The sequence below is a fragment of the Woeseia oceani genome, assembly GCF_001677435.1.
GTDB lineage: Bacteria > Pseudomonadota > Gammaproteobacteria > Steroidobacterales > Woeseiaceae > Woeseia > Woeseia oceani.
On the sequence record NZ_CP016268.1, the window covers coordinates 2994172 to 3020555 of the forward strand.

The window sequence follows — 26384 nt, forward strand, 5'->3', positions numbered from 1 at the left end:
TAATTCCTTTTCCTTGGTTTGAAAGAGTTTGCCGATCCTTCGACCAGCGGTACTGCGGTACTTCGGTACTGCTTCATAAGCGTTACAAGCGCGCGCCGGAGGCCAGCCACTCGCTGCCCTCCATACGCATCAATCGAACGCCGTATAACTCATCGCGTGCCGCATTGAAGATGCCGTCGGCATCGCGGTCATTGAAAATTACCCGCACTTCGAACTCCGGGTCCTGCCAATGCCGGTCACGGTCCGTCAATGTGTAGGGTTCGCCAATCCGGTAAACCAGGCGTTTCCGGTCCGGGTCGAAATACCAGCGCTTTTGCGGGACGCTGTCACGACTGCTGCGCTGCTCCCCTATGTAGTTGTCCGGGGCCTGCAACATCAGCGCCATCGGGTTGATTTGTTCGAGTTCGCTGATGCTGGCCGACTCACCGCGCACGATTCGTTGCGCCGCTTCCATAACCAGCGTGTTCTTCAACTGACTCTCGATGGTCAGTACGGAAACCCGTTCTGCTTCATCCAGGTAAGGCAGCAGTCGGGTGATCGCCGTAACGAGCAGTGTGCTGATGATGACAATCACCACCACCAGCTCCAGCAGAGTGAAGCCCGCATCGCGTGTCCGGTTGCGATAGCTGCTCATCAGCCGGCCCTCGTCCTGGCCACCATGTCCCACATGGGCAGGAACACGCCTAGCGCCAGTACCAGAACCATCGCGCCGACCGTGATGATCAGGATTGGCTCCAGTGCTGCGCTGAGGTTTTCGAGGTCGTAGTCCACTTCGCGTTTGTAGAAGTCAGCGGACTCATTGAGCAGTTCGGGCAGAGCACCGGTCTCTTCGCCCAGAGCGATCATTTGCAGTATCAAAGGTGTGAACAACGCGGTATTGCGCGCCGTCACCGACAACGACTCACCACGCTCCACGCCCGCCAGCAACTCGTCCAGTTTGCCGGCCAAGAACACATTACCAACCGAACCCGCAATGGAACGCAGCGTCTGATTGATCGGCAGACCGGCCTCGAGGGCAACCGCCAATGATCGTGTAACACGGGCCAGCGCGGCATTGCGCATGATCACACCCACGATCGGCAAGCCCAGCTTGTAACGATCCCAGGTCATGCGGCCCGCAGGTGTATTGACCCAGCGCGCCACGACGGCAGTCAGCACAGCGATGATCGTCAACAGCAACGACCACTGATTGGCGACGAAGCTGGAAACCCCGGTAATGATGCGGGTCGGTAGCGGAATGTTGTCACCCAGTTGTCGGAATATGGGCTCGAACGCGGGTATGACGAACAAGGTGATGATCCCCATGGCCACGGCGATTGCGGCAACAACGATCAATGGGTAGCGAATAGCGGAGCGAACACGCTTGCGTATGTCTTCGTCCGTACTCAGGTATTCGTAAAGGCGTAAGAACGCCGTGTCCATCGTGCCGGTCGACTCACCGATCTCAACGATACTGATGAACAAGGGCGAGAATATCTTTGGGTGCCGGGCCAATGACTGGGACAGTGAACGACCCGATTCCAGGCTGCCAATGATTTCAACCAAAGCACTTTTGAGCACTTCGTTATGCGTGGTATCCATCAAGCCATGTATGCCTTTCAGCAACGGCAAGCCTGTGCGGGTTATCGTGTGCATCTGCCGACAGAACAAGACCAGGTCTTTGGTCGTCGGCCGGCCACCACCCAGTCGCCGCCACAACTCGCCCACGGTCATGCCGGTCTTCTGATCCGCGTTGCGAATCTCCACGGGCGTTACACCGGTATTGATCAGGCGCGCAGCGACCGCTTCGGCCGAACTGCCGGACAACCTGCCAGAAACCAGTTCACCGCGGGATGAACGACCTTTGTAAACGAAGTCGACCATCTAGAGCGCCGCCTCCTCACGTGCCGGTGAGCGCACGACGCTGACATCGATATCAACGCCGCCGCTGATCCGAATCGCTTCATCCAGCGAGGTGACTCCGCTCATCGCGTACTCGATCGCACAGTTGCTCAGCGGCACATAGCTTTTCTTCTCGGCACAGCCTTTAAGAAAGCCATCGATATCCTCGCGCCGAATGCTATCGGTCAAGCCCGAGTCGATCTCCAGAAGTTCGTAGACACCGATCCGGCCCCGATACCCGGTGAGATAGCAGTAATTGCAGCCGCGGCCGCGGAAGAACCCGGAGTTGGCCGCCACCTCTTCGCCCAGCTGTTCCGCCAGCCATGCTTGCTGACTTGCCGTCGGCGCGAGCGGCTCCTTGCAACTGTCACAAACCCGGCGCACCAGCCGCTGCGCAACGATTCCCTGCAACGCGGCTGCGATCAAATAGCCGGGCGCACCCATGTCCAGCAAGCGGTTCACGGTCGCCGCCGCACTGACCGTGTGCAGCGTCGAGAAAACGAGATGCCCCGTCATTGCTGCACGCAAGCCGATGTCCACGGCTTCTTTATCACGCATTTCGCCGACCAGCATGATGTCCGGGTCCTGGCGCAATGCGGTACGCAATATGCGGCCGAAGTCGAGACCGATCCGCGGATTGACCTGCACCTGATTTATTCGGGCAAGGCGGTATTCCACCGGATCCTCGATCGTAATGATCTTGGTTTCCGGTCGGTTGATGTGATTGAGCGCCGAGTACAGTGTGGTCGTCTTACCGCTGCCTGTCGGGCCGGTAACAAGCACCATGCCACCCGGTCGTTCGATCAGGCGGGTGAATCGCTGCAGGATGTTCTGCGGCATACCCAGCTTGCTCAACGTCAGCAGGTTCGCCGATTGGTCCAGCAACCGCAGCACCACTGACTCGCCGTGCTGTACCGGCAGAGTGGAGACACGTACGTCGATGTTCTGAGTGTTGATGCGCATCGAAAAACGGCCATCTTGCGGCAGTCGTTTTTCCGAGATATCGAGGCCACTCATTAATTTCAGTCGAGTCACCACGGCTGAGGCAACGCCACGCCCTTCGATCTGATGTTCCTGCAGTACACCATCGACACGCTGACGAATCCGCAGCACCTGCTCGCCAGGTTCGATATGTATATCCGAGGCCTTCACTTGCACCGCATCTTTGAACATCGACTGCAACAACTTGATGACGGGCGCATCGTCCGCCTCTTCATCCGCCGTCAGTTCGTCAATGTCGATGCCGTCGTCACTCAGGTCTTCCGTGACGGCGACCGCCAGCTTGTCGATCTCATCGGTATGCCGATAGACGATGTCTATCGTTCGTAACAGGTCCGATTCCTTGACCAGGCACAAACGGATTTTCTTTTTGAGTATGCGCTGCAGTTCGTCGTAGCCCAGCAGATCTGTCGGGTCCGCCATACCGACCAGCAGTCCGTCAGTATCGGCCTGCAAAACCAATGACCGGTGCCGGCGTGCATGCACTTCCGGCAATAACTGCACTGTGTCGTGGTCGAGCTTCAACGACATGATGTCGATGAACTCAATATTGAGCCGCCGCGACAGGAAACTGTGCAGCTCGGTTTCACTGATCGTGCCACTCTCCATGAGAGCGCGGCCGAGCTTGTAGCCGCTGCGTTTCTGCAAGGCGAGCGCCGCCTGCAGTTCGTCATTGCTGATGACCCCGGCTTCCAGCAACATTTCGCCGAGGCGCATTTTCTTGCGCCGCAGCGAACCTGTTGAAGTACCCATCGTATCAATCATGGTCATCTCCGCTTGCCCGCCGCGACGAGATCAAAGACCGCCGGACAGTTGCATGCGCGACATCGAATCGCGTGCCGCTGTGGCCCACACAGAGTCATTGTCGACAACAATCGGCTTGAGCAGAATGACGAGCTCGGTCTTGCTTTCAACGTCGCGCTGACTTCGGAATAAGGCGCCGACGCCGGGTATGCGCCCGAGTACCGGTGTTGCGAACGACTGCTTGCGGCTGGAATTACGCATCAGTCCGCCAATCACAATGATCTGGCCGCTGCGTGCTTTGACGATACTGTCGGATTCGCGTATTTCGCTGAATGCCAGCGGCAAGGTGTCGGTCTCGCCCGATACGGTCAGCGCTTTCTGCTGATCGATGACTTCGCTGACAGTCGGATGGATGTGCAGTATGACTTCGCCGCTGGCACTGATCTGTGGCGTCACATCCAGCGCGATGCCACTGAAGAACGGCGTCAGCTCGACGTCCCGCGAGGTCGTAGATGACGTGCCGGTAACAGTGTTGCTGCTGACGCTGGTTACGAAGAACTCGTCGGAACCTGCTTTGATAACCGCTTTCTGATTGTTCAGTGTTGAAACCCGCGGGCTCGACAGCACACGGGTATCACCCTGTGATTCAAGCAGCTCGATGAAGGCATTAAAGTCGCCAACATCGAATGCCATGGTGAACGCACCACCCAACGTTTCCTGGATGAAACCATCGATAGCAGATCCCGGCGAAACAACCACCGAATCACCACCCAGTTCATCGAGGCTCCCCGAGAAATCGCCCGGCGGTGCCAGTTGGCCGAACGTGTAGTTATCGCCCTGGCTGTTCTGCGCCACCGCAACCCAGTTAATACCGGCCTGATAGCCTTCGTTCAGCTGCACTTCGACGATCTTGGCTTCAAGTATGACCTGGCGTTGAGCTATGGATTGAATGGTTTGCAGGTACGTTTCGACATCCCGTAACTTGTCCGGCATCGCGCTGACAACCACAACGCCGGCTTGCGCATTCACGACCACACTGTGACCGTTCTGACTACCGACGATGGATTCAACGGTGTCCTGCAACTCCGCCCAGAAATCCGCTTCGTAATTGGTTTCAATACGTGAACCACTTACCTGCTGTTGTGAATTTTCGCTGCCCGGGTAACCTGATGCTCCTGACAACGGGTCTTGCAAGCCACCTATGCCGCCACGATTCCGGCCCGTGCGTGACGACTCGGTCACCTGTCCGGAGCTGACGCGGGTCCGCGATGAGCCGCTGCGTTGCAGGTTCAGGTAGTCAATCTGAAATATTCGGCTCTGCACGCTGGCCGGCAGAACGATAAAGCCCGCTCCACTGCGCCGATAGGCGTAGCCGTACACGTCGCTCACGACATCGAGCACTTCATTGACATTCACGTTTTTCAACGTAAGGGAAACGCTGCCGGTCACATCGGGGTGCACCACGATGTTGTGCCGTGTGCCATCAACCAGTGCCATGAAGAACTCACCCGCCGGCGTATTGCTCGAGTTCACGTCGAATCGCTCTTCATCGAACTGCGGCAGACTCGGTCCGGCAGCTACGGGGTCTGGTTTAGTGGCGGCAGGTCGCGCCGGTGCCGGGGCTCTGGCCTCGTCCATCGCTGCCTGTATGCTGCGCTCGGTGGATTCGCCGCGTGGAACCCCGGTGGCGCAGGACGCCGTCAACAGGGTTACGGCGACAGCCGTTGCTAGATTCTTGATCATCAGGTGTTGCTCCAGTAGTCGCTCACTGTCTGCTCTGCGCGCTAAGCAAGGGGACGCTAAAGGTTCGGTCGCCTCGGACAAAACTGACTTTGTTACTCGCAATTTCGCTAATTGTGGCGCCGCCGACCGATTCACCTACCCGGAGACGCTGGCCATTGATCACAGCGATACGCCGGTCGCCGGAAATAAAAACCGCACTTACCCGCAATTCGGCAGACGCCACAACGCCCTCGCTGGCCGGCAAGGCGTAACTCGGCCGGGTCGGGTCGCCTAACTCGGCATGCGCCATTGCGCCGACAAGCAAACAAAACGAAACCAGCGTTTGTAAGGGTCTATGCACCGATCCACTCCTCGTCGAGACTCAAAGTACTCACTTCTATCCGTATACGGTTACGTGGGTACTCGACGACATCGAGTTCAAGAAATTGCCAGTAGAAGCGCCACGGCAATGCTTCAATTTTTTCCAGGTAAGCAAGACAATCCAGGTAGCTGCCTTCGACTTCGATCTCAAGCCCGTGGCGGTAAAGAATAACTGCCGAGTTCTGATCGTCAGCCGTCAACGCTTCCGCACCGAGATTGCGAATACGTTTCAAACGCAGATTCGACTGACCCTTCAGTACACTCTCCAGCACGAATGCCATTTCACCGGGGTCAATAAGTTTGCCCGAGTACTCGGACAGTTCCCTGTCCAGCGCATCGATGCGTTGTTTTATGAGCGCGAAGCGCGACTGATTCGTTGAATCTATCTGCGACAGTTGCAACACCTGGTCCTGCAGACTTGCGTTCGCCAGCTCGATTCGAGCCTGCGTTTCGGCAATATCCTGACGGGCTTTGGCGGCCTGCTGCAGCAATGGTTGCATCAACAACAAATGCCAGGCAGTACCGCACAAGGCCAGCACTGTGATTAACACCAGCACACGCTCCCGAATCGTCAACGCATCGACGCGCGCCAGCAATTCGTTGCACTTTTCTTTGAGTGGGTAGCGGCTACTCATTGGAAAAGCACCTCGTTGGCTTTGAGCGTCGCATCGCTGGTTACGACGAAACTGACCGTCTGCGCTGTCTCATCGCCAGCACGGTCAATTTCCAGGCGGTGAAAACGTTGCGCCGCGAACGGTTCTTCATCGGCCAGGTACTGCAGATAACTGGGCACCAGGTCGGCGCGTAACGCTTCACCCTGCAGCCATACCCGTTCGCCTTTTGCCGACAACGCGATGTTGGTTAGCCAGAGACCCGGCATGGTCTGGCGGGCAAGCGATCGAAGGTGGCGAGCAAATCCGTTTGCATCGCCGAGTTCAGTGCCGCTGATGAGCCGCAGGCTCGCTTCTTTTTCGGACAGTTCACCACTGGCTTGATCGAGACGATCCGCCCAGCTAGTTTCACCTGCCACGGCTTCAATCGTCGCGCGCAGATTACCGAGCCGTTCTATGGCGGCCGACTCCTGCGCCGCGATGACCGTCAGTTCCTTGTCGACACCGGCAATTCGGTAGCTCGCATAAGTCGACAACAAGAACAGCGCGACTATCACGCTCGCCGCCACCTGCAGCAGCAATATCGCAGGAAAACGCACCGTGCGTTCACGAAAGCGGGGTTGATAAAAATTTACTTCCTGTTGCATGGCTTATTCCCAGGCTGTAGCCGAGTCAGGCCGCAAAGCTGCGCCGACTGCAAACAGGCAGGCTTTCTGATCGTCTGCGCTAAGTGGCTGTGCCAGATCGAACATAGCGTTCAAATCGAGATCGAGGACTTTGATTCCAAGTTGTTCGGTGATTGCCGCTTTGAGCGTCGCCAAACCGGCTCCCGGTCCGAGGACTAACGTTTTCACCGCTGGCAAGTCGTAGTTTGCTTCGTAGTAATCGAGCGAACGCTGCAGTTCGAGGCAAATGGACGGAATCAGGGCGGTGCTGAGTTGCGTATCCGCTGACTCGTCCAGCTGCAGTTGACCGATTTCGATATGCCGTATCAGGTACAGCACGCGCTGGCGGGTAATCGTCAGCAAACCGCCGTTGTCGGTAAAATGCAGGAAGGCGACGCCCTCCTGGTCTTGCCGCAAGCGTGCCGCCAGGTTGCGCATGCACAGTTCAGGGAGATCCAGCACATCCAACTTCAGCCCCGCAGCTTTCAACCGCGCGATTTGCGCACTGACCTGTTCGCGTTTCGCGATGATTGCGTAGGCTGACTGATTCGTACCGCCACGTGCCTTCGCCGGCATTTCCAGCAGTTCAATCACAGCGTCGTCCAGCGACATCTCGATGCGGTCTTTGATCCGCCAGCCAACGGCACTGCGCATTTCTTCGCGCGGGGCGTTCGGCAGCTCTTCCAGCAAGAGTTGATAGCTGCCATCCGGCAATACAGAACTGATGGCTGAACGTTGCACCGGCTGTCCCGCAAGTTGCAGGCCGGACAAATCGACCTGACCATGGGCGTCCTTCGCAACCTCAGTCAGCGACGTTTCCAGCCGCGGCGCGCTCTGGTCGCGGTGGGTTGCCCTGACCAATGCAGCCCGACCGCCGTGCCAGGTAATTGCGGCACGGCCACGAGCGACCGACACATTCTTGAGCCTTTGCAACACGGATCATTCCAGTTGATTTGACAGAATGTCGCGAGTATAGGCAGGGGCGTTATGTATAAGTCGTGAGGTTCGTCACAGCTACCGGCAGGGAGCTCAAATACTTGAGGGACAAGATGAATTTCTGTGGCAGCACGCACACTTTGCGCGCCGCAGAGGCTTGCAAAACGGCATCAAAAAAGGCTGGAACGCCCTCAGTGGCGCTGGTAACCGCTCACTGCCGCGGTGAAAACGACGTCGGTCGAACTGTTCAGCGCCGTTTCCGCGGAGTCTTGCAGAACGCTGATGACAAAGCCGACAGCGACAACCTGCATGGCTACTTCGTTCGGTATACCAAACAGACCGCAGCTCAGAGGAATGAGCAACAACGAGCCACCGGCGACACCCGACGCACCGCAGGCCGACAATGCAGCAACGACACTCAACAGCATGGCCGTCGCGAAATCGACGCTGATACCCAGCGTGTTTGCCGCCGCCAAGGTCAGTACCGTGATGGTTATTGCGGCGCCGCCCATGTTGATCGTCGCACCGAGCGGGATTGAGACGGCGTACGTGTCCTTCTCAAGACCGAGGCGTTCACTCAACGCGAGATTCACGGGAATGTTGGCGGCAGAGCTGCGAGTGAAGAAGGCTGTTACGCCACTTTCTCGCAGGCAAGTCAGCACCAGTGGGTACGGATTGCCGCGAATTCTGAACCAGACGATGAGTGGATTTACGACCAGCGCCATAATCAGCATCGCGCCCAGCAACACGCTGAGTATGCGCGCGTACCCTGCCAGCGCCGCCAGGCCGGCTTCCGCCAGATTACCCGCGACCAGGCCAAAAATGCCGATCGGCGCTAGACGTATGACGATACGGACAATCATCGTTATGGCCAATGCAACATCGGCAAACGCCGTCTTGGTGGTCGGTGACGAATGGCGCAGGCTTACGCCCAGAGCAACACCCCAAACCAGAATGCCGATGAAATTGCCATCCATGATGGCGCTGACCGGGTTGTCGACCATCTTGAACAACAGATTGTTCAATACCTGGCCTATTCCCTGCGGCGGTTGCATCGCGATATCGGTGACATTCAAGGTCAGCACGGTCGGGAACAAAGTGCTGAGGAGCACCGCTACAAACGCCGCGCTCAATGTGCCTATCAGGTACAAGATGACGATGGGCCGCATGTTCGGCTGATGACCCGCGCCCTGATTCGCCAACGCGGCAGCAACCAGCACCAGTACCAGTACCGGTGCGACCGCTTTCAACGCCTGCACAAAGAGATTGCCGAGCAGCATGACACTCGCCGCCGCATCCTGCGAAATCAGGGACAGCAAGACACCGCAAACGATGCCGACGGCAATTTGCAGCACGAGGCTACCGGAAGCAATTTTTTGCAAGACGGTCTGGTCGGCCATAGTCCCCACTCTTGTTGTGGCAGGCCTGCGGCCCACTCGGTGTTGTGGCGGCATTATCAGTGAAAGCGGCTGCTGTGGCGACCGCAAATGCCCGGCTACCGCGCTTTAACGCGGCCAGGTTCCTGTTCGATGGGCGACATGCTGCCTGCAGCAAAGCCGTGTTTGCCGCAGGCCGGTCCGGGCTCAACCTTTGCGGTTAGCCCGCTCGATCGCTTCGACGATCAGCTCGCGGGCCTTGTCAGCGCCAAACCAGTCACCGATCTTCACCCATTTGCCGGGCTCCAGATCTTTGTAATGTTCGAAGAAGTGCTCCACCTGTTGCAGCGTGATCGGCGGCAAATCCGAGTAATTCGTGACAGCTTCCCAGCGCTGGGTCAGATGTGGCGACGGCACCGCGAGGATTTTCTCGTCCTGACCGGCATTGTCTTCCATGATCAGTACACCGATAGGGCGCACATTAATAAGGCAACCCGGCATCAGTGCCCGGGTATTGCAAATCAATACGTCAATCGGATCGCCATCGTCCGACAGCGTGTGCGGCACGAAGCCGTAATTTCCGGGGTAGGCCATGGGCGTGTAGAGGAAGCGATCCACGACCAGCATGCCGGCATCCTTGTCCATCTCGTACTTGATCGGCTGGCCGCCAAGCGGGACTTCAACTATGACGTTAACGTCGTTCGGGGGATTGTCCCCGATCGATATGGCATCGATACGCATGTTCTGAACCTGTGTTTGATTGGGTCGAGCGGCCCTGATCTCGGCGGCAATCAGTCTAGCAGACGGTGCTGTCACGCCGCTCCAGGTCCAGCGGAGGCGGCAATGTACACGTTTTTGTCAAAAAAATCCGCTGCCCCGTCGACAGCCCCGCCAATCCCGGCCTTGCAGATTGCCGCCCGCTCCTGGTACTGCGGAAATCCTGCCGGCAAGTCGTCCGGCTGAGAGCCGGGATCAGCGCGAAACCGCGAAATTACGTGTACCGGGCAGTTTTTCCGCACTGCCGGGAATAAAACCGGCGTGCCGTTCGTCCTCCCCGTACAAGCAACCCAATGGAGGATTCAATCATGGCTTGGAAACAGAAAATCACTGAAAAGACGTTGATAACGGCCAGTGCGCTGGCTTTATGTCTCGCTGCCGGCAGCAATGCTGTTGCGGCGGATGTGGCGGTCCGCGCGGAAGTCAGCGCGAGCAGCTCGACGGAGGCGACATATGGCGATACCGGTAGCGAAGCGCGAACACGCAATGAGGCCGCTGCCAATGCTGGCCTGCGCGCCGAAAGCGACGGTGGTTCGGCGGCTGCCGATGCAGATGCTGAGTCCGAATCGGCAGCTTCGACCCGTGTCGACCACCGCGAGCCGCGCAGCGCATCAGCACACCGTGCGAGCGACAACGACGGCTCGAACAAGGACCGTAGCGAGCAGGCGCTCAACACTGACGCCAGCTTGATTGGCGCTACGAGCCTGACCGCTGCTGCCGACGACGCGACCAACACGGCAACCCAGGAAACCGCGATGGTTGCCGATATGGCAATCAGCACTGGCAGCCGGAGCGGCGTGCATGCCATCACTGAGACCCGGCATTCGGTGAACGCAGTGCTGAGCGCGATGCCAGAGAGTGAAACCGATGCCGAGCAGGGTCTGGAGCCGCCAGCGGCAGCAGACAGGCTGTTCGCCGGCAACGCCGACCTTGTCGGGCAGGCGGCAACCGCGATCACTGCCGCGCCGACACCCGAGGGTGACGACGTGCCAGCAGATGCAGTGACTACGCCGAACGGCAACGACAGTGTCGCTGTCGCGACCACGGCTGCAGGCGAGGCATTGCTCACGCTGGCAGCAGCCGGCGAAGGCAAGCCCGCAATCGGTACTGACCTGCCGTCCTTGCCTGATCAGCCGCTGGACGGCGACGCCGACCTGCTTGCCAGTGCCGCCGGCCAAGTGCTCACGTCCATCGACGGGGAAAGCAACGGCAAGCCTGTTGAAGACCCGGCAGCACCTGCCGTCCCTGACCACAAGCTGGCCGGGAACGCCGACCTGACCAATGCTGTCGTCGGTCAGGCGAACGGCATGCTGCAGTCGGACGGTGTCGATGTCGCCGGCCATGCTGTCGCGACTGTCAGCACGGCGACGAATGCCGCAACGGAAGCGGCAGTCGCCGAGCAGGCGGCAGCGGCTGTGCAATCCACCGTCACCAGCGATATCGCGGGCGCAGTCAATGCCGATGTAGCGAACGAGGTACGCGACGCCATCTCAACCGAGATCGCCAGTGACATCAGCAACTCGCTCCCCCTGACTGGCAGCCTCTGAGCGCCAGAGCGCCACGGGCCGGCGTAGTTCACGCCGGCCCGTTTCATCACCGAGGACAGATCAATGAACCTAGCAACCATTACCGTTCTGCTCGCAAGTTTCGTGCTGGCATTGCCGGCAAATGCCCAACAGCGACAAGCGGACTTCAAGGTCGACGCTACAGCCGGCTACCAGTACGACAACAACGTCAGCATCAGTGAGCTCGACGAAAACACCGGCGAGGCCGACAACGCGCTGCTGCTGGAACTGGGTATCAACGGCAACGTAGCAATCAGTGACTCGCTGTCAGTGCACGCCGGCTACCGCTACTCGCAAACCGCGTATCAGGAATTCAGCGAGTTCGATACCGCGCTTCACCAGCTGCATGCCGAAACGCGCTACCGTATCGCGGGCCTGGATACCGGCCTCGCCGTGCGCCATTTCGCCGCTGGCCTGGCTGGCGATCGCTTTCTCGATATCAGCCAGGTCTCGCCCAGCGTCGCACGTCTTATCGGCAACAAGCTGTACCTGCGAGGCGCGTACACGCAGTCAAACAAGACGTACGCTGATCATGAGGGCAGAAACGCAGACAACAGCGCAAGTGATGTCGATGCCTATTTCCTGCTCGATGGCATGCGCCACTACATTGCATTCGGCTACCGGCTCGAGCGCGAAGATGCAATGAACCCCGAACTGGATTTTTCCGGCGATCGCCTGAAGTTTAGCTATGGCCGGCAGCTGCAACGGTTGCAGCTAAAGGCACTGTTGGCATTGGAGAGTCGCGACTACCGCAACGTTACAGAGTCGTTGGGAACCGCGCGCCGTGACAAGCGTTTACGTGCTGGTATGGAAGCAAGCCTGCCGCTCAGCGAGTATTTCCGTTTTGGACTCAAAGCGCAGTATGCGGAGAGTGATTCAAACCTGGACAGCGCCCGCTATGATGAAACAATCTACAACGCTAGTCTTTCGGCTTCGTTTTAGCGCGCGACACAACGGCGGGCAGCCGGGTGACGAGACCGTGGCCATAGACGGGATCGACGCCCTGCTGCCCGAGGTCCGTAGCCGAATCGGCCAGCAGCTGCACCAGTTGCGGGCCGGTCGCGCCCCGGTCCCGGAATGCCTCGGCCGCCAGCACGGCAATACGGGGCGAGGCCATCGAAGTGCCCGACTCTATACGCCAGCCACCGTCGCTACCGGCGACTTTTACATTGACACCCAGCGCCGCGAAATCAACGTGCTCTCCGCGATTCGCGTAGCGAAACACCTTTTGTTCACGGTCCACCGCCGTAACCCCGATAACCGACGGGTAAGCACCCGGATACATTGGCTCGCCCGACGGCCCGTTGTTGCCTACAGCGGCGATCACCGCGAACGAGTCCCGCGCGGACAGCGCGCGCAACGCGACTTCCAGCAAATCATTGGCCGGCCCGGCAAGACTCATATTGATCGCGTGCACCTCCTGCGAGGCGAGCCAGTCGAGTGCAGCAATAAGGCTTTCTGTGCTGGCACCGGGTGCGTGCTGCGGCACCTGAAAAAATACGGACGCAGAAAAAATCTGCGTCTGCACCGCGCTGTTCCCCGCAATAATCGATGCAACGGCAGTGCCGTGGCCCGTCGGTCGCGCGGCGTCATGCGTGACAAAATCCTCCGCAACGATGTGTACATCGCGCAAACTGCGGTGCCCTGGCTCGACAGCGGAATCAATCATGCCGATGCGCAGCGCACCGTCCGCCGGCTTCGCTTCATTGTCATCGGCCGCAGCGCGATGGTTCGAGAGTGCATCCGCCGTGGCACTTGACGACTTCGGCGTTTCGTCAGCGTGGCCCTGGAAGCGGTAAAGGTGATTGTAATCAACAGCCGCGCCGGGCACGGACCTGCGCAGCTGCAGCGCCTCGTCAGCAAGGTTGTGGCTTTTGCTACCCTGCACGGTCACGAGGGTAAGCCCAAGGCCGTGCAACGGACGCGAGCGTACAATGTTCAGGCCAGCCGCTTGCACCGCCGCGAGTTGCTGATCGTTGACGAGCACGACCAGCACGTTTGCCTCAATCACATTGCCGAACGGATCAACGTCTGCAGCAAATGCGCCCATGGCCGTGCCAACAACACCCTGAACGGCACCGCTCAGCGTGCCCACGGCATCGTCGAGTACCGCGTCCGGCGCAGCATTGGCGATACCGTCCTGCAGTTCTTCCGCGACTTCAGCAGCGTCTTCCGATACGGCTTCAACATCGTCTCGAATCCGACGTTCAATCGGCGGCAAAGGCCGGCCAAGCGTACGATCCAGCGTGCGGTCGAGCGGACCAAGACCGGCCTGCGCCGAGGCCGGCGATCCGCCAAGCAGCAAAGGGCCCGCCAACAGGCAGGTATAGAATACAGTCCGTACATTCGGGATCATGTCGATATCCTTAAGCGTTTGTTTCCTGTATTCCTGACGTTTGCAGACACCCGATTATTCCACCGGCCATGTATTGACGAAAATTTGTACAACAGCCGGAATAAAAACACAGGCTCATCCGTATGAACAAGCAACAGGGACACAGTTCCGGTGACCGGCAGCGAGAATTGCTTGCCATATTGCCGAATCTGCGCCGATTTGCGCTCAGTCTTGCGGGCTCGCTGGCGGATGCCGACGATTTACTGCAATCGACGGTGGAACGCGTACTGCAGCGCGGGCTGCCCGACGAAGCGGAGTTGTTGCCCTGGACGATGCGTGTCTGTCGCAACCTGTGGATCGACGAGGTGCGCTCCCGCAAAGTACGCCGGGTGGCGAGCAGTGACCCAAGCCTGGCGGACGAGCAAGTCGTCGAAGGCGAAGCGGAACAGATCGGCAAGTTGTCATTACGCGAAGTGCAAGCCGTGATGACCGGCATGCCGGACGAACAGCGTGCCGTGTTGTTGCTGGTGGCCGTGGAAGGTTATTCATACAAGCAGGCAGCGGCAGAACTCGACATACCGATAGGCACGATCATGAGCAGACTGGCACGCGCGCGCGCCGCACTCGCTGATCGGATAGAGCGCTGAACAGCGCAGGCCGGAGAATGAACATGAACGAACAAGCAAGCACAAAATACAACGATGATGAGCTACTGTCCGCGTTCATTGATGGCGAACTCTCCGCCGTCGATGCCGACAGGCTCAGTGAGCGGCTGGCGCAGGAACCGGTGTTGTTGAAACGCCTCGAAGCATTGCGCAGCAGCGACGACGCGACCCGCGCTGTGTATGCCTCGCTCGACGAACTGCCCATGCCACAGGCTGTACTGGACTTGCTGCAAGCCGATGGTTCCGGCCCGGCAGGCGAAACGACTAACGTTATCGCGTTCCCTCCCCGCGGCTGGCGGCGGTTCGCCCAGGTACCGGTTGCCATTGCAGCCAGTGTTGCGCTGGCCGCCGGCTTCCTGGTCAGTCGCGTAATTGACGGCACACCTGATGACGCGCTCGCCAACGCTGCACTATACGCACAGACCATTCCGCAAGACTCGGCGGTATTTCATTTGCTGGAAAACAAGGCAAGCGCAGAAGACGTTACCTTCAACGACGGCTCGGCCGGTCGCGTCGTCCTGTCCTTCGCCGATATCAACGGCGACTGGTGCCGCCAGCTCGCCATCAACGATGCTGCGGCGACCGTCGACGCCATCGCTTGCCGACGCGGCGGCCAGTGGCATACCGAGGCCGTTAGCTTTGGTCCGGCGAACAGCGGCGAGTACCAGCAAGCCTCCGGCAACCAGTCTGCTGCCATCACTGCCGTCATAGATCGCCTGATCGGTGATCAGGACGTGCTGAACAAAGAACAGGAACAACAGAAGATTGCCGACCGGTGGCAGTAAGCGCATAGCGCCTGGCCGCGCAGCAATTGCCAGTAATCGCAGCAATTTCCGTGAGTCGATGGTCTGATTCCGGTCCGACCGTTCGCCAGGCGGAACAACCGCCGACTGTCGTGTGCGCTGCTCAGCGCAGATAGATTGGCGGAAATCCCTCGCTTGTTCGTCTGTTACTTGCCAGCCGGCTAGCGGATAAACATTGTCGCAATAAACACGACTATCCGTAGTGCACCTGCTATCGGCCAGGCAAGGGTCCTGACTACCCCGGTATCCACGCACAGAATCGTGTCCGATCAAATGCGTAGTCGGAGCCGCCGCTTCATTTACCAACAAGCGACATTCCGAGGCGCCAACGATGATTCGCAACAACACTATATTGCTCGCAACGCTTGCTTTCCTGCTGCTGGCCTGTGCCGATGACGCGACACAGGCTGACCGCCCGACTGATAAAACATACGACATGCTGATCACCGGTGGCCGCATTGTCGATGGCTCTGGCGCACCCTGGTACCGGGCTGACATTGCCATTAACGACGGCAAGATCGTCGCAATCGGTGATCTGGCAGAGCGCCCGGCGAAGCAGACTATTGATGCCGGCGATCGCGTGGTCAGTCCCGGCTTCATCGACATGATGGGCGGCAGTACGTTGCCACTGCTCGTAGATCCGGACAGCGCACTGAGCAAACTCCATCAGGGGGTCACCACGTTGTTAGTCGGCGAGTTGACGACAGAGGCACCTCACAACGATGAGACGTTTCCTGCCGGACTGACGGTCGACGGTGACCAAGTGAAGTGGCGAACGTACAAAGAGTACTTTGCCTTGCTGGAACAGCACAAAATCCCACTGAACGCGGTACACAATATTGGCGCGGCCCAGGTACGGCTGGTGGTTCTCGGTAACGAAGACCGCCCACCCACTGACGACGAACTGGAACAGATGAAAGCCATCGTCGCCGAAGCCATGGAGGACGGTGTATTTGGTCTCGCAACATCGCTCATTTACCCGCCAGCCACTTATGCCAGTACACACGAACTGGTTGAACTCGCGAGAGTTGCCGCTCGTTACAACGGCATTTACCTGACGCACATGCGCAACGAGAGTTTCCGCGTACTTGAGGCGCTGGAAGAAGCTATAAACATTGGTAAAGAAGCCCGGCTGCCCGTGCACATCTATCACCTGAAAGCTGCCGGTCAGGAAAACTGGGCGTTGATGCAAAAAGCGCTGGATCGAATCGCGCTGGCACGGCGCAACGGCTTCGATGTTACCGCGGACGTTTACCCGTACATTCGCAACGGTATTTTCCTCGGTTCGTTTTTTCATCCGCGACACTACGCACAGGGTGAGGATGCCTTTGTTGCCTCGTTGTCGGACCCGGCCGTCCGGGCGAATCTGCGCACGGAAACCGAATCAACCAGCGACTGGGAAAACTGGTACCGCCATATCGGCAACAACTGGGACAACGCGTTGATCACCAAAGCAGTCCCGGCAAAAAACGAAGTCTATGTCGGCCTGTCGGTGCAGGAAGCCGCTGACATGGCCGGCGTTGACCCCTGGCAGCTGGTTTTCGATTTGCTGCAGGAGTCGAATTCACTGTGGGATGTGAGAGTGTCACCGAAGAGCATGAACGAAGAGCAAAAGATTCAGGCTTTGCGCGCGCCGTTTGTGTCCATCGACAGCGATGCTTCGCCGGTGAATCCTGCCTCGGTATCCTCCACCCATCCGCGTGCATTCGGCACCTTCCCGCGCGTCCTTGCCAAGTACGTACGCGACGAAGGTGTGCTGACGCTGGAAGAAGGCATACGCAAAATGACCTCGCTGCCAGCGAACCGACTGCGCCTGTTCGACCGCGGCCGAATCAGTCCGGGCATGGCAGCAGACCTCGTCATTTTTGATCCGGAAAAAATTCAGGACAAGGCCACGTTTACCGAACCATTGCTGTATTCCGAGGGGATCGACTACTCAATAGTCAATGGCATAGCCGTGATAGAAGACGGCAGCTACACGGGCAACGAACCCGGCAGAGTCCTGCGCGCGAGGCACTAGCAAGCGCGCATACTCAGCCCGCTACAACGGCGAGGAACTGGCAGAGACCCCATCTGGCCACTGGCAGTCAGACCCTGGTTTGGGCCTGGCTGCCGGCCCCGGTGCGCTGCAGCGGTGCAATTCGACCCCATTCGCAGTCGGCAACAGAGCTTAGATACCCTCATAAGCTATTGTTTTTATTATTAAACCTGGTTCTTCAGCCGATTTTCAGAAAAAAACCTTGGTAACAGCGGAATAAAACCCGCGACTCCCGCGTCTTCCCGGTAACAACACGATAAACCCGGGCAACCGGCAGGCAGCGTCGCAGCGCCGGCCCAGTTACCGGAAATGGAGGACACATGAAGACTTTGACCAAACTTGCACAATCGGCTTTGCTGTTAATGACTTTCGCACTGGGTGCCTGCGCCAGTTCCGGCCCGTACGTTGCGGCCGGCAATGCAGACGACACAGGCCACTACAGTACGAAGCTCGCCGAAAACCGTTACCGGGTTGTCTACAACAGCGACTCACGCTCTGACCTGAATCGCACCAAGGACTACGCACTACTGCGTGCCGCTGAACTCACGTTGCGGGAAGGTTACACCTGGTTCGAGGTTATTGACCGGAGCACCGTCTCCGAAGCGCGTACCAGCCACAGTCCGCACAGCGGTGTCAGCTACGAACGTGCGTACCGGGTAGAGCGCAGCTGCGGTTTGCTGGGCTGCACGAAGAGTGTCCGGCCAACCACGACCACTGGCATGCACATCGACACCCGCAGCGAGCGGACAACACACAGCCATGCGCTGGAGGTATTGATGGGCAATGGCGAGATTCCGCAAAAGGGTGGCAACTACTATAACGCCAGTGAGGTAGCCAAGACGATCTGGAATCGCATCTAGGTCACTGCCATGCAGAAAAAAAACAGGCCGCATTACGCGGCCTGTTTTTTTACCTACCCTGTCATCACCGATCAATCGCCGCAACAGGGCTTTAGTGAAACAGCCGATGCAATTTCTGCACTTGCGCGAACGACCAGCACTCAGTTTCGGTAGTCGAGAGGTGGCGGCCGGTCACCGAGCAGCGCCTCATAGACGAAATCGTCGCCGCGCCACGCATCGAACTCGGCTCTTGCATCTCTTAGCAATTGCTCGTTCTGCAGCATCTCGATCACCGCCAGCGACATGGCCTTGGCCGCCACCTGCGCCCCCTTGAAGCCGATGGTCATTCCGCTTGCTGCGGTTGATTGCCAACTGTGCGCAGAGGTACCCGGCACCCAGGTCGCGGTATTGAGCCCAACCGTTGGCACAACCATCGACACATCGCCTACGTCGGTCGATCCGTACCCGAGACTCTTTTCAAACGGCTGCACCTCTTGCTCGCTGCCCAGTGGCAAGCCGGGCTTGTTCAACGTCGTGTAGATCTGTTCTGCAAAGGCCTGTTCCGAGCTGTTGTATTGCACGCCACCCACCTGGCGCAATTTTTCGTCCATCATGCGCGCCAGCACGTCATTAACCAGTACCGGGTGGTTACCATGAATAATTTCCCAGTCGACCTGGGTGCCGGTACCCATTGCCGCGCCTTTCGCTGCTGCTTCAAGGCGCGTCCAGATTTCGCGAACCGACTCCGCCTCCGGGTGACGCACGTAGTAGAACACTTCGGCGAAATCCGGCACAACATTCGGTGCAACTCCGCCGGACGTTATGACGTAGTGAATCCTGGTTTGCTGTGGCACGTGCTCCCGCATGAGGTTGACCATATTATTGAACGCTTCCACGCCGTCCAACGCTGAACGGGCCTTTTCCGGCGCACCGGCGGCATGCGCTGACACGCCGCGAAAACGAAACTTGGCTGAACGATTCGCGAGTGTCGTGCTGGCTTCGGCCGCGTTCTGGTCACTGGGGTGCCAGTGCACAACGGCATCCACATCATCGAATAGTCCGGCACGTACCATGTAAACCTTGCCACTCCCGCCTTCTTCGGCCGGTGTCCCGTACAGGCGCACGGTCCCGGGCCGCCCCGTTTGTTCAAGCCAGTGCGCCACCGCTATGGCGGCACCGGTGGAACCTGCACCAAACAGGTTGTGTCCGCAGGCATGGCCTGCTCCCTTGCCCGGTATCGGCGAGCGCTGCGGAACAGCATCCTGGTTGATGCCTGGCAGTGCATCAAATTCCGCGAGAATTCCTATGACAGGCCCGCCGGAACCAAAACTGGCCTGAAACGCCGTCGGAATTCCGGCAACGCCCGCCTCTACGGTAAAGCCGGCCGCACGCAATTCGGACTGCAGCAATTCGCTGCTACGGGTTTCCTGATAACCGACCTCAGCAAGCTCCCACAGGTTCTGTGCAAGATCTGCCGTTTCTTCGTAGCGGCCGTCAATGAACGACAACAACTCGTCCCGGTCATCCGCCATCACGCTCGTTGTGATCATTGCGATCGACAACACGAACGCTTTTCTTAATACAGTTCGCAACACCAGCATTCTCCTCAGGCGCTCCGCAGTATTGCGAAGCGGGTAAAATTTTCGTTGGCACGCCGGGCAGTGTTGCAAGTATTGTGGCTGGCGGCAACCGGGTGATTGCCTTAAGCTCAGAACTGATTCAGGCGTGTTGTACTCCGCCATTTACCACGGCATACGGCGCCATGGTCCAACGACCTTTGCGTTCAACTACAGGATTGCCAATGACACTTCAGACCCGTTACCTTCGCCGTTTCTCGGCGCTCGCTGCCATCATCCTCATTTCATTGGGAAGCAACGCCGCGACCAGCGACATCCAGTCGCGCTACAGCGATGAAATGAACGCTTTGCAAGCGAACCCGGCGGTCGCCGCAGCACTGGCGCATGTCATCGACTTAGAGCCGCGCTCGCACGCCGACCTCATTGAGCTGACCGAAATTCCGGCGCCGCCATTCAAAGAGCAACGCCGTGCAGATCGCTTTGCCGAGTTGCTCCGTGAGGCTGGCCTGACAGATGTGACTATCGACGAAGCAGGTAACGTAATTGGGCGACGCCCCGGCCGGACCGGCGACAAAGTTATCGCGTACAGCGGGCATCTCGATACAGTTTTCCCGGAAGGCACCGACGTCACCGTACGCTTTGACGGCGACCGCATGTACGCCCCAGGCATAGGCGACAACACGCGCGGTCTGGTTGTCGTGCTCGGTGTATTACGGGCATTGCAGCATGCAGATATAGAGACCGATGCGGACATCCTTTTTATCGGCAATGTTGGTGAAGAAGGTCTCGGTGACTTGCGCGGCATCAAGCACCTGTTCCGCGACGGCGCCAGCAAAATTGATGCGCTGATTGCTGTCGATGGAGGCGATACGGACCGCATTGTTTATGGCGGCGTTGGTTCGCACCGCTACCGGGTTACCTTTAAAGGTCCGGGTGGCCACTCCTGGGGCGCGTTCGGAACCGCCAATCCGCACCACGCACTCGGTCGCGCCATTGCGCTGTTCGATGAAAACGCACCGTCGGTGACAGAAACCGGCGAGAAGACCAGTTACAACATCGGTCGCATCGGCGGCGGCACGTCCATCAACTCAGTGCCATTCGAATCCTGGATGGAAGTCGACATGCGTTCCGGCAAGCAAGACAAACTCGATGACATCGACGCAGTGCTGCAAGCGTCAGTGCAACAGGCGTTGCAGGAAGAAAACGAGGGCCGCTCACGAGGCGATGCACTGACGGTGGACATCGAGCGGGTTGGCACACGTCCCGCAGCCATGGGCGACCCGCAGTCCGCTTTGGTGCAACGGGCGATGGCGGCCACCAAAGCCTACGACGTCGAACCCGAACTGCGCATATCATCCACGGATGCCAATCTGCCAATTTCCATCGGCGTGCCGGCAGTGACGATGAGTCGTGGCGGCCGAGGTGGCGATGCCCATGCACCGGATGAGTGGTGGCAAAACGACCAGGGCTATCTGGCAATGCAGATTGGTATCCTGACTTTGCTTGCTACTGCCGGCCTTGCCCATTAGCTGCGCGGGCCGAATGCACGCTTAGAGACTTTCGTCAGCCGACCAACGTCGGCTGGCGAAGGTTGCCGTTTTCAGCAGCGCGAACAGTTCCATACCAACGACCAACTGCATTGCCTGTAATGCATGGCGCGTAACCTCCGCCCGCAAACTGACGGTTCCTACCTGCACGGTCACCAGCGCAAATGCCCCGTTACTCTGTTCGGCAACGCGCTGCACAGTTCCTTTAAACACATTACGCATGCTCAAACCTGTTGGCCGGCCTAAGGCCAATGCCACATCGCTCGCCCGTACCCGCAACACGACCTGCTCGCCTGGCTGGCGCGTCGACAAGGAAGGAACAAACAGCGGCTGACCACAGAACGCCAGTTCCGTAAGGTGCAACTCGGCGATGTGTCTGACTACCTGAGCCTCGAAAACCGTCGCTATACCGGCATCCAGACCAACACTGCCAACCGGCAAGGCATCAAGTACGGCCGCTGTTTCTCCTGCCGCGGCAACCTTGCCGTCTTGCAGGACAACAACGCGATCAGCAAGCCGCACAATTTCGTCCACGGCATGACTAACGTAAACAGTCGGGATTCCGAATCGCGTACGCAGCGATTCCAGGTAAGGCAGGATCTCCTGCTTGCGTGCTGAATCCAGCGCCGCAAGCGGCTCGTCCAGCAACATCAACGCCGGTCGGCTTAACAACGTGCGACCGAGCGCCACGCGTTGGCGTTCGCCACCCGACAGTCTGGTGACTGTCCGATTCAACAGCGGTTCAAGATCCAGCGCCGCAACCACTTCGGCAAAACCGGGACCAACGCCACGATTGCGGCGGTCGGCAAAGTGCAGGTTGCCGGCAACATCCAGATGCTCGAACAGACGGGCATCCTGAAATACATACCCTATCTGGCGTTGGTAAGCGGGTACGAACTCGCCCGCCGCACTGTTGAGCCAGACTTTGTCAGCCATCCGTGCGGTACCGGCCACGTCCTTTTCAAAGCCGGCGATGACGCGCAGCAGGGTACTCTTGCCGCTGCCACTTGCACCGAACAGGCCGGTCACGCCGTCGAGCGCGATATCCGTCCTGACCGACAGGGCAAAGTCCGCATACGACTTGCGAACGTCGAGGCTCAATACCGCATTCGACTCAAGCGGCATGCGCAACACCTCTGCCGTTGCGCGCATAGACAAACAGCAGTACGCAGAAAGAGAACAGCAACATGATGGCAGAAAGTACGTGGGCGTCTGCGTAGTTCAGTGTTTCCACGTGTTCGTAGATCTGTATGGAGATCAGCCGGGTTTTACCGGGAATATTCCCACCCACCATCAAAACGACACCGAACTCGCCAATTGTATGCGCGAACGCAAGAATGGCACCGGACAGGAAACCACGCCGTGCGAGCGGCATGACGACCGACAGAAATGCATCCAGCGGCGACGCCCGCAGACTTTGAGCCGCCTCCAGCGGGCCGGTGCCAATCGACTCAAACGCCCTTTGCAAAGGCTGCACCATGAACGGCAACGAATAGACGATCGACGCCAGCAACAAGCCGCTGAATGAAAAGCTGAGAGAGTCGCCGCTCAATCGCAACCAGAAGCGGCCCAACGGCGATCCGGGGTTCATCAGCAGCAGAAAATAAAAGCCCAGCACCGTCGGCGGCAGGACGAGCGGCAATGCCGTGATCGCTTCCATCGCGGGTCGCAAGCGCGAACGCGTTGTCGCCAGCCACCACGCCAGCGGTGTGCCCAGCAACAGGAGACAGACGGTTGTGGCCGACGCCAACGCAACCGTCAACCACAATGGACCGAGGTCAGGCATGCTCACGGTTCCACGCCGTAGCCATGGCGCGCTATGAGCGCTTGCGCTGCGGAACTCTGGAGAAATGTCATGAACGCCGCGGCAGCGGGCTTGGCGGCCGCACGCGACAGCAGCACCGCTTCCTGACGCAGCGGTGCATGCAGGCGGGTCGGCACAGGCCAGCAGCTCGCCGGATCGCGCGTGCCGTCTCCGAATACACTGGCACGAGCAACGAGACCGTAGTCGACGCTGCCGGTGGCGACCATTGCGTAAGTCTGAGTGACGTTCTCCCCTTTCACCAGGCGTTGCGGGAAGTCGGCTGGCAACTCCAGCGTCGCGAGCACCTGCTCGGCGGCCAGGCCATAGGGCGCGACAGCCGGATTGGCAATGGCAAGTCGGCCGGCGAAATTGTTGTTCAGCACTGCCAACCCGTCGGCGACCGGCTGCTCGCCATTTGCACGGCAAAAACTCAGCGCCCCCACCGCGTAGACGAAGCGCGAACCCGCAACTGAGCGACCATCCGCTTCGAGACGCTGTGGACTGTTCTGATCTGCCGCCAGCAACACGTCGAACGGTGCGCCATTGATGATTTGCGCATGCAACACGCCGGTGGACGCACTGACAAGTTGTACGTGCAGCCCGCTGGACGCTTCGAAGTCCGCAACAAGTTCTTGCGCAGTCGTCAGAAAATTGGCCGCAACCGCAACCGTTACCGAGTTACCGGTTTTTTCTGAGTCACAAGCGGTTGAGGACAGCAATAACAACAGGAGTACGGTCTTCCAGACCGGGCGCACGGCATGGACAGGTCCTGCGTAGTGTGCGTGCTGCTGATTGCCAATGCCGATGATCATCGGCAAATCCTACACCAGGCACCTGTCGCTATGCAGACTTGTTAACCGCCCGCGCACTCGTGGCAGACAGAGGGCAATACACCCGGACAGCCAAACCGCTTGGCAGTAAGCGAAATTTTTAGCGATCGGCAGGTCCACGTCCACGCGCGGGCTTGGCGGGCTTGCTCAGTGTGCCGGACTTGCCGGATTTAGCGGGCTTGCCTGGTTTGCCTGGCTTGGCAAACGTGCCCGATTTTCCGGGCTTGGCAGACTTGCCAAACTTACCCGGTTTTCCGGGCTTACTGCCGGCCGCTCCGGCGGGCTTGCTGCCTGGCTTCGGCTTGGTCCGCTTCTTGTCGGGGCCGCTGCCCTTGCTATCCGGCTTGTGGCTGCGTGGCTTCTTGTCGAAGTGCCTCGCTTTGCCCGGCTTGCCAGACGCTTTCGCGGCAGCTTCGCCGACCCGCGTAATACGTATGGCCTGGCCGCACACCCGCGCTTTCTTCAGGTCGTTAAAGATGTCGGCGGGCATACCGACCGGCAGATCCAGGATACTGTGCTCGTCGTGTATTTCGATCTGGCCGATATTGTCGCCGTCAAGCCCTGCCTCATTGGCAATGGCGCCAACGATATTGCCCGGCTTGACGCCGTGCACATAGCCGACTTCGATACGAAACAGCTCCCGGTCCTTGCCCAGCGGTCCACGTGGCTTGCTGCGTTTCGACTTGTCCCGGCTGCTGCGCTTGTCCGGATCGTGTGCACGCGTTGCCGGCCGGTCGGTCTCCGGCTTCATGAGCAAAGGACGATCACCGAGCGAGATCTGCGCCAGTGCGGCCGCAATGTCGCGGGCGGGCACATCGTGCTCCTGCTGGTATTGCTCTATCAGCCCCTGCATGAAGCCCAGTTCACCGGTTGCCAGCGTGTCGCTGATCTTTTGTTTGAAATCGGCAATGCGTTTGTTGTTAACGGTCTCGGTCGTCGGCAGATCCAGCCGCTCGATTTTTTGCCGTGTCGCTTTCTCGATCGCATACAACATGCGCCGTTCACGCGGCGCAACGAACAGGATCGCATCGCCCTGCCGACCGGCACGGCCGGTGCGCCCAATCCGGTGAATATAGGCTTCGGTATCGTAAGGAATGTCGTAGTTGATCACGTGACTGATGCGATCAACGTCAAGACCACGTGCGGCAACGTCGGTGGCGACGAGTATGTCCAGACTGCCCTTTTTGAGACGTTCGACCATCTGTTCGCGTTGGTTTTGAGCCATGTCACCGTTCATCGCCGCGGCGGCATAGCCACGCGCTTCCAGCCGCTCGGCCAGTTCGCTGGTCGCGGTCTTGGTGCGCACAAACATAAGAATGGCGTCGAACGGCTCCACTTCGAGAATGCGGGTCAACGCATCGAGCTTGTGCAAACCGCCGACCATCCAGTACCGCTGGCGTATTGTTTCCGCCGTGGCCGTGCGTTGCTTGATTGACACTTCCTGCGGGTTCCGCAAATGGCGTCGTGCGATGCGTTCCACTTCGCGCGGCATCGTCGCGGAAAACAATGCCATTTGCCGTTCCGTCGGCGTCTGTTCGAGGATCCACTCCACATCATCAATGAAACCCATACGCAGCATTTCATCCGCCTCATCGAGCACCAGCGCCTGCAGCTTGTCGAGTTTCAACGTGCCTTTGCGCATGTGATCCATGACCCGGCCCGGCGTACCGACAACTACGGTGACACCGCGCTTGAGCTGGCGGAGCTGCCCGCTGTATTCCTGCCCACCGTAGATGGGCAGGACGCGAAAACCGCCCATGTGCGCCGCGTAACGTTGGAAGGCTTCCGACACCTGGATAGCCAGCTCACGGGTTGGCGTCAGGGTCAGTATTTGCACGCTGTTGCTGTTCGGATCGATGCGCGACAACAGCGGCAGTGCGAACGCGGCAGTTTTACCCGTTCCGGTTGGCGCGTGACCCAGCAGGTCGAGCCCGGCCAGCAAGTGCGGAATGGCTTCCGCCTGAATGGGCGATGGCATTTCATAGCCCACATCGTCGAGGGCGGCCTGGATCGCAGCAGGCAGTTTCAGGTCACGAAACGTGACGGGGGTTTGATTGGCTTCTGACATCGGGGGTCCTGACGGGGCGGCTGTCCGGGCAGGGTCCTGACCGGGAGCGGGATCATACCTTGCCAGCGCCGCAAACACCGGAAAATTGCGGCAATTTAGGCTGAAAAAGCCCGAATTACACGGTCAGCCTGCCTTACGTGTCGCCCGGCGGGACCGATAAGCTCACAGGGGCCCCGCAGTCGACACACGGAACGACGCCCAACAATCTGCGCATTGACCGG

General features: G+C 58.9%; 23 protein-coding genes. 7 read left to right on the forward strand and 16 right to left on the reverse strand.

What is annotated here, in order from left to right; all coding sequences use genetic code 11:
- Window positions 1-82: 82 nt before the first annotated feature.
- The 10 genes from BA177_RS13605 to ppa all read right to left on the reverse strand — a co-directional run bounded on the left by BA177_RS13605 (window position 83) and on the right by ppa (window position 10056).
- Complete coding sequence (locus BA177_RS13605) at window positions 83-634, reverse strand: type II secretion system protein (RefSeq protein ID WP_068617087.1); 552 nt, start codon at window positions 632-634, stop codon at window positions 83-85.
- Window positions 634-1863 (reverse strand): type II secretion system F family protein, encoded by a 1230-nt coding sequence (locus BA177_RS13610; RefSeq protein WP_068617089.1) that lies wholly within the window; start codon window positions 1861-1863, stop codon window positions 634-636. Before BA177_RS13610 ends, BA177_RS13605 begins: the two co-directional genes overlap by 1 nt.
- Entirely contained in the window at window positions 1864-3645 is a 1782-nt protein-coding gene (locus BA177_RS13615; protein WP_231892450.1) for a GspE/PulE family protein, read from the reverse strand. It lies immediately after the preceding gene.
- Window positions 3646-3675: 30 nt separating this feature from the next.
- A complete protein-coding gene (mshL, locus tag BA177_RS13620) occupies window positions 3676-5367 on the reverse strand; it encodes a pilus (MSHA type) biogenesis protein MshL (protein ID WP_068617091.1) in 1692 nt (563 codons plus the stop codon).
- A gap of 22 nt (window positions 5368-5389) precedes the next feature.
- Window positions 5390-5707, reverse strand: a complete 318-nt coding sequence (locus BA177_RS13625; protein ID WP_156762832.1) for a Type II secretory pathway component — start codon at window positions 5705-5707, stop codon at window positions 5390-5392.
- Window positions 5700-6362, reverse strand: a complete 663-nt coding sequence (locus tag BA177_RS13630; RefSeq protein WP_068617096.1) for a hypothetical protein — start codon at window positions 6360-6362, stop codon at window positions 5700-5702. The genes BA177_RS13625 and BA177_RS13630 overlap by 8 nt, the downstream gene beginning before the upstream one ends.
- Window positions 6359-6985, reverse strand: a complete 627-nt coding sequence (locus BA177_RS13635) for a PilN domain-containing protein (RefSeq protein ID WP_068617098.1) — start codon at window positions 6983-6985, stop codon at window positions 6359-6361. The genes BA177_RS13630 and BA177_RS13635 overlap by 4 nt, the downstream gene beginning before the upstream one ends.
- A gap of 3 nt (window positions 6986-6988) precedes the next feature.
- A complete protein-coding gene (gene pilM, locus BA177_RS13640; RefSeq protein WP_156762833.1) occupies window positions 6989-7939 on the reverse strand; it encodes a type IV pilus biogenesis protein PilM in 951 nt (316 codons plus the stop codon).
- Between the two features lie 191 nt (window positions 7940-8130).
- On the reverse strand, window positions 8131-9339 hold the full coding sequence (gene sstT, locus BA177_RS13645; protein ID WP_068617102.1) for a serine/threonine transporter SstT: 1209 nt from the start codon (window positions 9337-9339) through the stop codon (window positions 8131-8133).
- Window positions 9340-9522: 183 nt separating this feature from the next.
- Entirely contained in the window at window positions 9523-10056 is a 534-nt protein-coding gene (gene ppa, locus BA177_RS13650; protein WP_068619383.1) for an inorganic diphosphatase, read from the reverse strand.
- Between the two features lie 344 nt (window positions 10057-10400).
- Here ppa and BA177_RS13655 point away from each other — a divergent pair, with 344 nt between their 5' ends.
- Complete coding sequence (locus BA177_RS13655; protein WP_156762834.1) at window positions 10401-11639, forward strand: hypothetical protein; 1239 nt, start codon at window positions 10401-10403, stop codon at window positions 11637-11639.
- Window positions 11640-11702: 63 nt separating this feature from the next.
- Window positions 11703-12599 (forward strand): surface lipoprotein assembly modifier, encoded by an 897-nt coding sequence (locus BA177_RS13660; protein ID WP_068617105.1) that lies wholly within the window; start codon window positions 11703-11705, stop codon window positions 12597-12599.
- On the opposite strand, the gene BA177_RS13665 is transcribed toward BA177_RS13660, so the two are convergent.
- Entirely contained in the window at window positions 12577-14013 is a 1437-nt protein-coding gene (locus BA177_RS13665; protein WP_068617107.1) for a S8 family serine peptidase, read from the reverse strand. The genes BA177_RS13660 and BA177_RS13665 overlap by 23 nt on opposite strands.
- 122 nt (window positions 14014-14135) lie before the next feature.
- Here BA177_RS13665 and BA177_RS13670 point away from each other — a divergent pair, with 122 nt between their 5' ends.
- The 4 genes from BA177_RS13670 to BA177_RS13685 all read left to right on the forward strand — a co-directional run bounded on the left by BA177_RS13670 (window position 14136) and on the right by BA177_RS13685 (window position 18358).
- Window positions 14136-14639 carry an RNA polymerase sigma factor gene (locus tag BA177_RS13670; protein ID WP_068617110.1) on the forward strand — a complete coding sequence of 168 codons (504 nt, stop codon included), beginning with the start codon at window positions 14136-14138 and terminating at the stop codon, window positions 14637-14639.
- Between the two features lie 23 nt (window positions 14640-14662).
- Window positions 14663-15442, forward strand: a complete 780-nt coding sequence (locus BA177_RS13675; RefSeq protein WP_156762835.1) for an anti-sigma factor family protein — start codon at window positions 14663-14665, stop codon at window positions 15440-15442.
- A 349-nt stretch (window positions 15443-15791) separates the two neighbouring features.
- On the forward strand, window positions 15792-17480 hold the full coding sequence (locus BA177_RS13680; RefSeq protein WP_082990116.1) for an N-acyl-D-amino-acid deacylase family protein: 1689 nt from the start codon (window positions 15792-15794) through the stop codon (window positions 17478-17480).
- A 338-nt stretch (window positions 17481-17818) separates the two neighbouring features.
- Complete coding sequence (locus tag BA177_RS13685; protein ID WP_068617114.1) at window positions 17819-18358, forward strand: CC0125/CC1285 family lipoprotein; 540 nt, start codon at window positions 17819-17821, stop codon at window positions 18356-18358.
- A gap of 140 nt (window positions 18359-18498) precedes the next feature.
- Here BA177_RS13685 and BA177_RS13690 read toward each other — a convergent pair whose 3' ends face one another.
- Window positions 18499-19938 (reverse strand): amidohydrolase, encoded by a 1440-nt coding sequence (locus BA177_RS13690; RefSeq protein ID WP_068617116.1) that lies wholly within the window; start codon window positions 19936-19938, stop codon window positions 18499-18501.
- A gap of 200 nt (window positions 19939-20138) precedes the next feature.
- On the opposite strand from BA177_RS13690, the gene BA177_RS13695 reads away from it, so the two are divergent.
- Complete coding sequence (locus tag BA177_RS13695; protein WP_197493054.1) at window positions 20139-21443, forward strand: M20/M25/M40 family metallo-hydrolase; 1305 nt, start codon at window positions 20139-20141, stop codon at window positions 21441-21443.
- A 21-nt stretch (window positions 21444-21464) separates the two neighbouring features.
- On the opposite strand, the gene modC is transcribed toward BA177_RS13695, so the two are convergent.
- The 4 genes from modC to BA177_RS13715 all read right to left on the reverse strand — a co-directional run bounded on the left by modC (window position 21465) and on the right by BA177_RS13715 (window position 26163).
- Window positions 21465-22586 (reverse strand): molybdenum ABC transporter ATP-binding protein, encoded by a 1122-nt coding sequence (gene modC, locus BA177_RS13700; protein WP_068619389.1) that lies wholly within the window; start codon window positions 22584-22586, stop codon window positions 21465-21467.
- The gene (gene modB / locus BA177_RS13705; RefSeq protein ID WP_068617118.1) at window positions 22576-23247 is read right to left on the reverse strand and encodes a molybdate ABC transporter permease subunit; all 672 of its coding nucleotides are present in this window, start codon (window positions 23245-23247) and stop codon (window positions 22576-22578) included. Before modB ends, modC begins: the two co-directional genes overlap by 11 nt.
- 2 nt (window positions 23248-23249) lie before the next feature.
- A complete protein-coding gene (modA, locus tag BA177_RS13710; RefSeq protein WP_082990117.1) occupies window positions 23250-24077 on the reverse strand; it encodes a molybdate ABC transporter substrate-binding protein in 828 nt (275 codons plus the stop codon).
- 118 nt (window positions 24078-24195) lie between these two features.
- Window positions 24196-26163: a DEAD/DEAH box helicase gene (locus BA177_RS13715; protein ID WP_068617120.1), complete on the reverse strand. Its 1968-nt coding sequence runs from the start codon at window positions 26161-26163 to the stop codon at window positions 24196-24198.
- Window positions 26164-26384 lie beyond the last annotated feature (221 nt).

Bases quoted from the DNA above. Each gene is read 5' to 3' on its own strand.
- BA177_RS13605 (WP_068617087.1), bottom strand. From the start codon at position 634: ATGAGCAGCTATCGCAACCGGACACGCGATGCGGGCTTCACTCTGCTG.
- BA177_RS13610 (WP_068617089.1), bottom strand. From the start codon at position 1,863: ATGGTCGACTTCGTTTACAAAGGTCGTTCATCCCGCGGTGAACTGGTT.
- BA177_RS13615 (WP_231892450.1), bottom strand. From the start codon at position 3,645: ATGATTGATACGATGGGTACTTCAACAGGTTCGCTGCGGCGCAAGAAA.
- mshL (WP_068617091.1), bottom strand. From the start codon at position 5,367: ATGATCAAGAATCTAGCAACGGCTGTCGCCGTAACCCTGTTGACGGCG.
- BA177_RS13630 (WP_068617096.1), bottom strand. From the start codon at position 6,362: ATGAGTAGCCGCTACCCACTCAAAGAAAAGTGCAACGAATTGCTGGCG.
- BA177_RS13635 (WP_068617098.1), bottom strand. From the start codon at position 6,985: ATGCAACAGGAAGTAAATTTTTATCAACCCCGCTTTCGTGAACGCACG.
- sstT (WP_068617102.1), bottom strand. From the start codon at position 9,339: ATGGCCGACCAGACCGTCTTGCAAAAAATTGCTTCCGGTAGCCTCGTG.
- ppa (WP_068619383.1), bottom strand. From the start codon at position 10,056: ATGCGTATCGATGCCATATCGATCGGGGACAATCCCCCGAACGACGTT.
- BA177_RS13655 (WP_156762834.1), top strand. From the start codon at position 10,401: ATGGCTTGGAAACAGAAAATCACTGAAAAGACGTTGATAACGGCCAGT.
- BA177_RS13660 (WP_068617105.1), top strand. From the start codon at position 11,703: ATGAACCTAGCAACCATTACCGTTCTGCTCGCAAGTTTCGTGCTGGCA.
- BA177_RS13665 (WP_068617107.1), bottom strand. From the start codon at position 14,013: ATGATCCCGAATGTACGGACTGTATTCTATACCTGCCTGTTGGCGGGC.
- BA177_RS13670 (WP_068617110.1), top strand. From the start codon at position 14,136: ATGAACAAGCAACAGGGACACAGTTCCGGTGACCGGCAGCGAGAATTG.
- BA177_RS13675 (WP_156762835.1), top strand. From the start codon at position 14,663: ATGAACGAACAAGCAAGCACAAAATACAACGATGATGAGCTACTGTCC.
- BA177_RS13680 (WP_082990116.1), top strand. From the start codon at position 15,792: ATGATTCGCAACAACACTATATTGCTCGCAACGCTTGCTTTCCTGCTG.
- BA177_RS13685 (WP_068617114.1), top strand. From the start codon at position 17,819: ATGAAGACTTTGACCAAACTTGCACAATCGGCTTTGCTGTTAATGACT.
- BA177_RS13690 (WP_068617116.1), bottom strand. From the start codon at position 19,938: ATGCTGGTGTTGCGAACTGTATTAAGAAAAGCGTTCGTGTTGTCGATC.
- BA177_RS13695 (WP_197493054.1), top strand. From the start codon at position 20,139: ATGACACTTCAGACCCGTTACCTTCGCCGTTTCTCGGCGCTCGCTGCC.
- modC (WP_068619389.1), bottom strand. From the start codon at position 22,586: ATGCCGCTTGAGTCGAATGCGGTATTGAGCCTCGACGTTCGCAAGTCG.
- modB (WP_068617118.1), bottom strand. From the start codon at position 23,247: ATGCCTGACCTCGGTCCATTGTGGTTGACGGTTGCGTTGGCGTCGGCC.
- modA (WP_082990117.1), bottom strand. From the start codon at position 24,077: ATGATCATCGGCATTGGCAATCAGCAGCACGCACACTACGCAGGACCT.
- BA177_RS13715 (WP_068617120.1), bottom strand. From the start codon at position 26,163: ATGTCAGAAGCCAATCAAACCCCCGTCACGTTTCGTGACCTGAAACTG.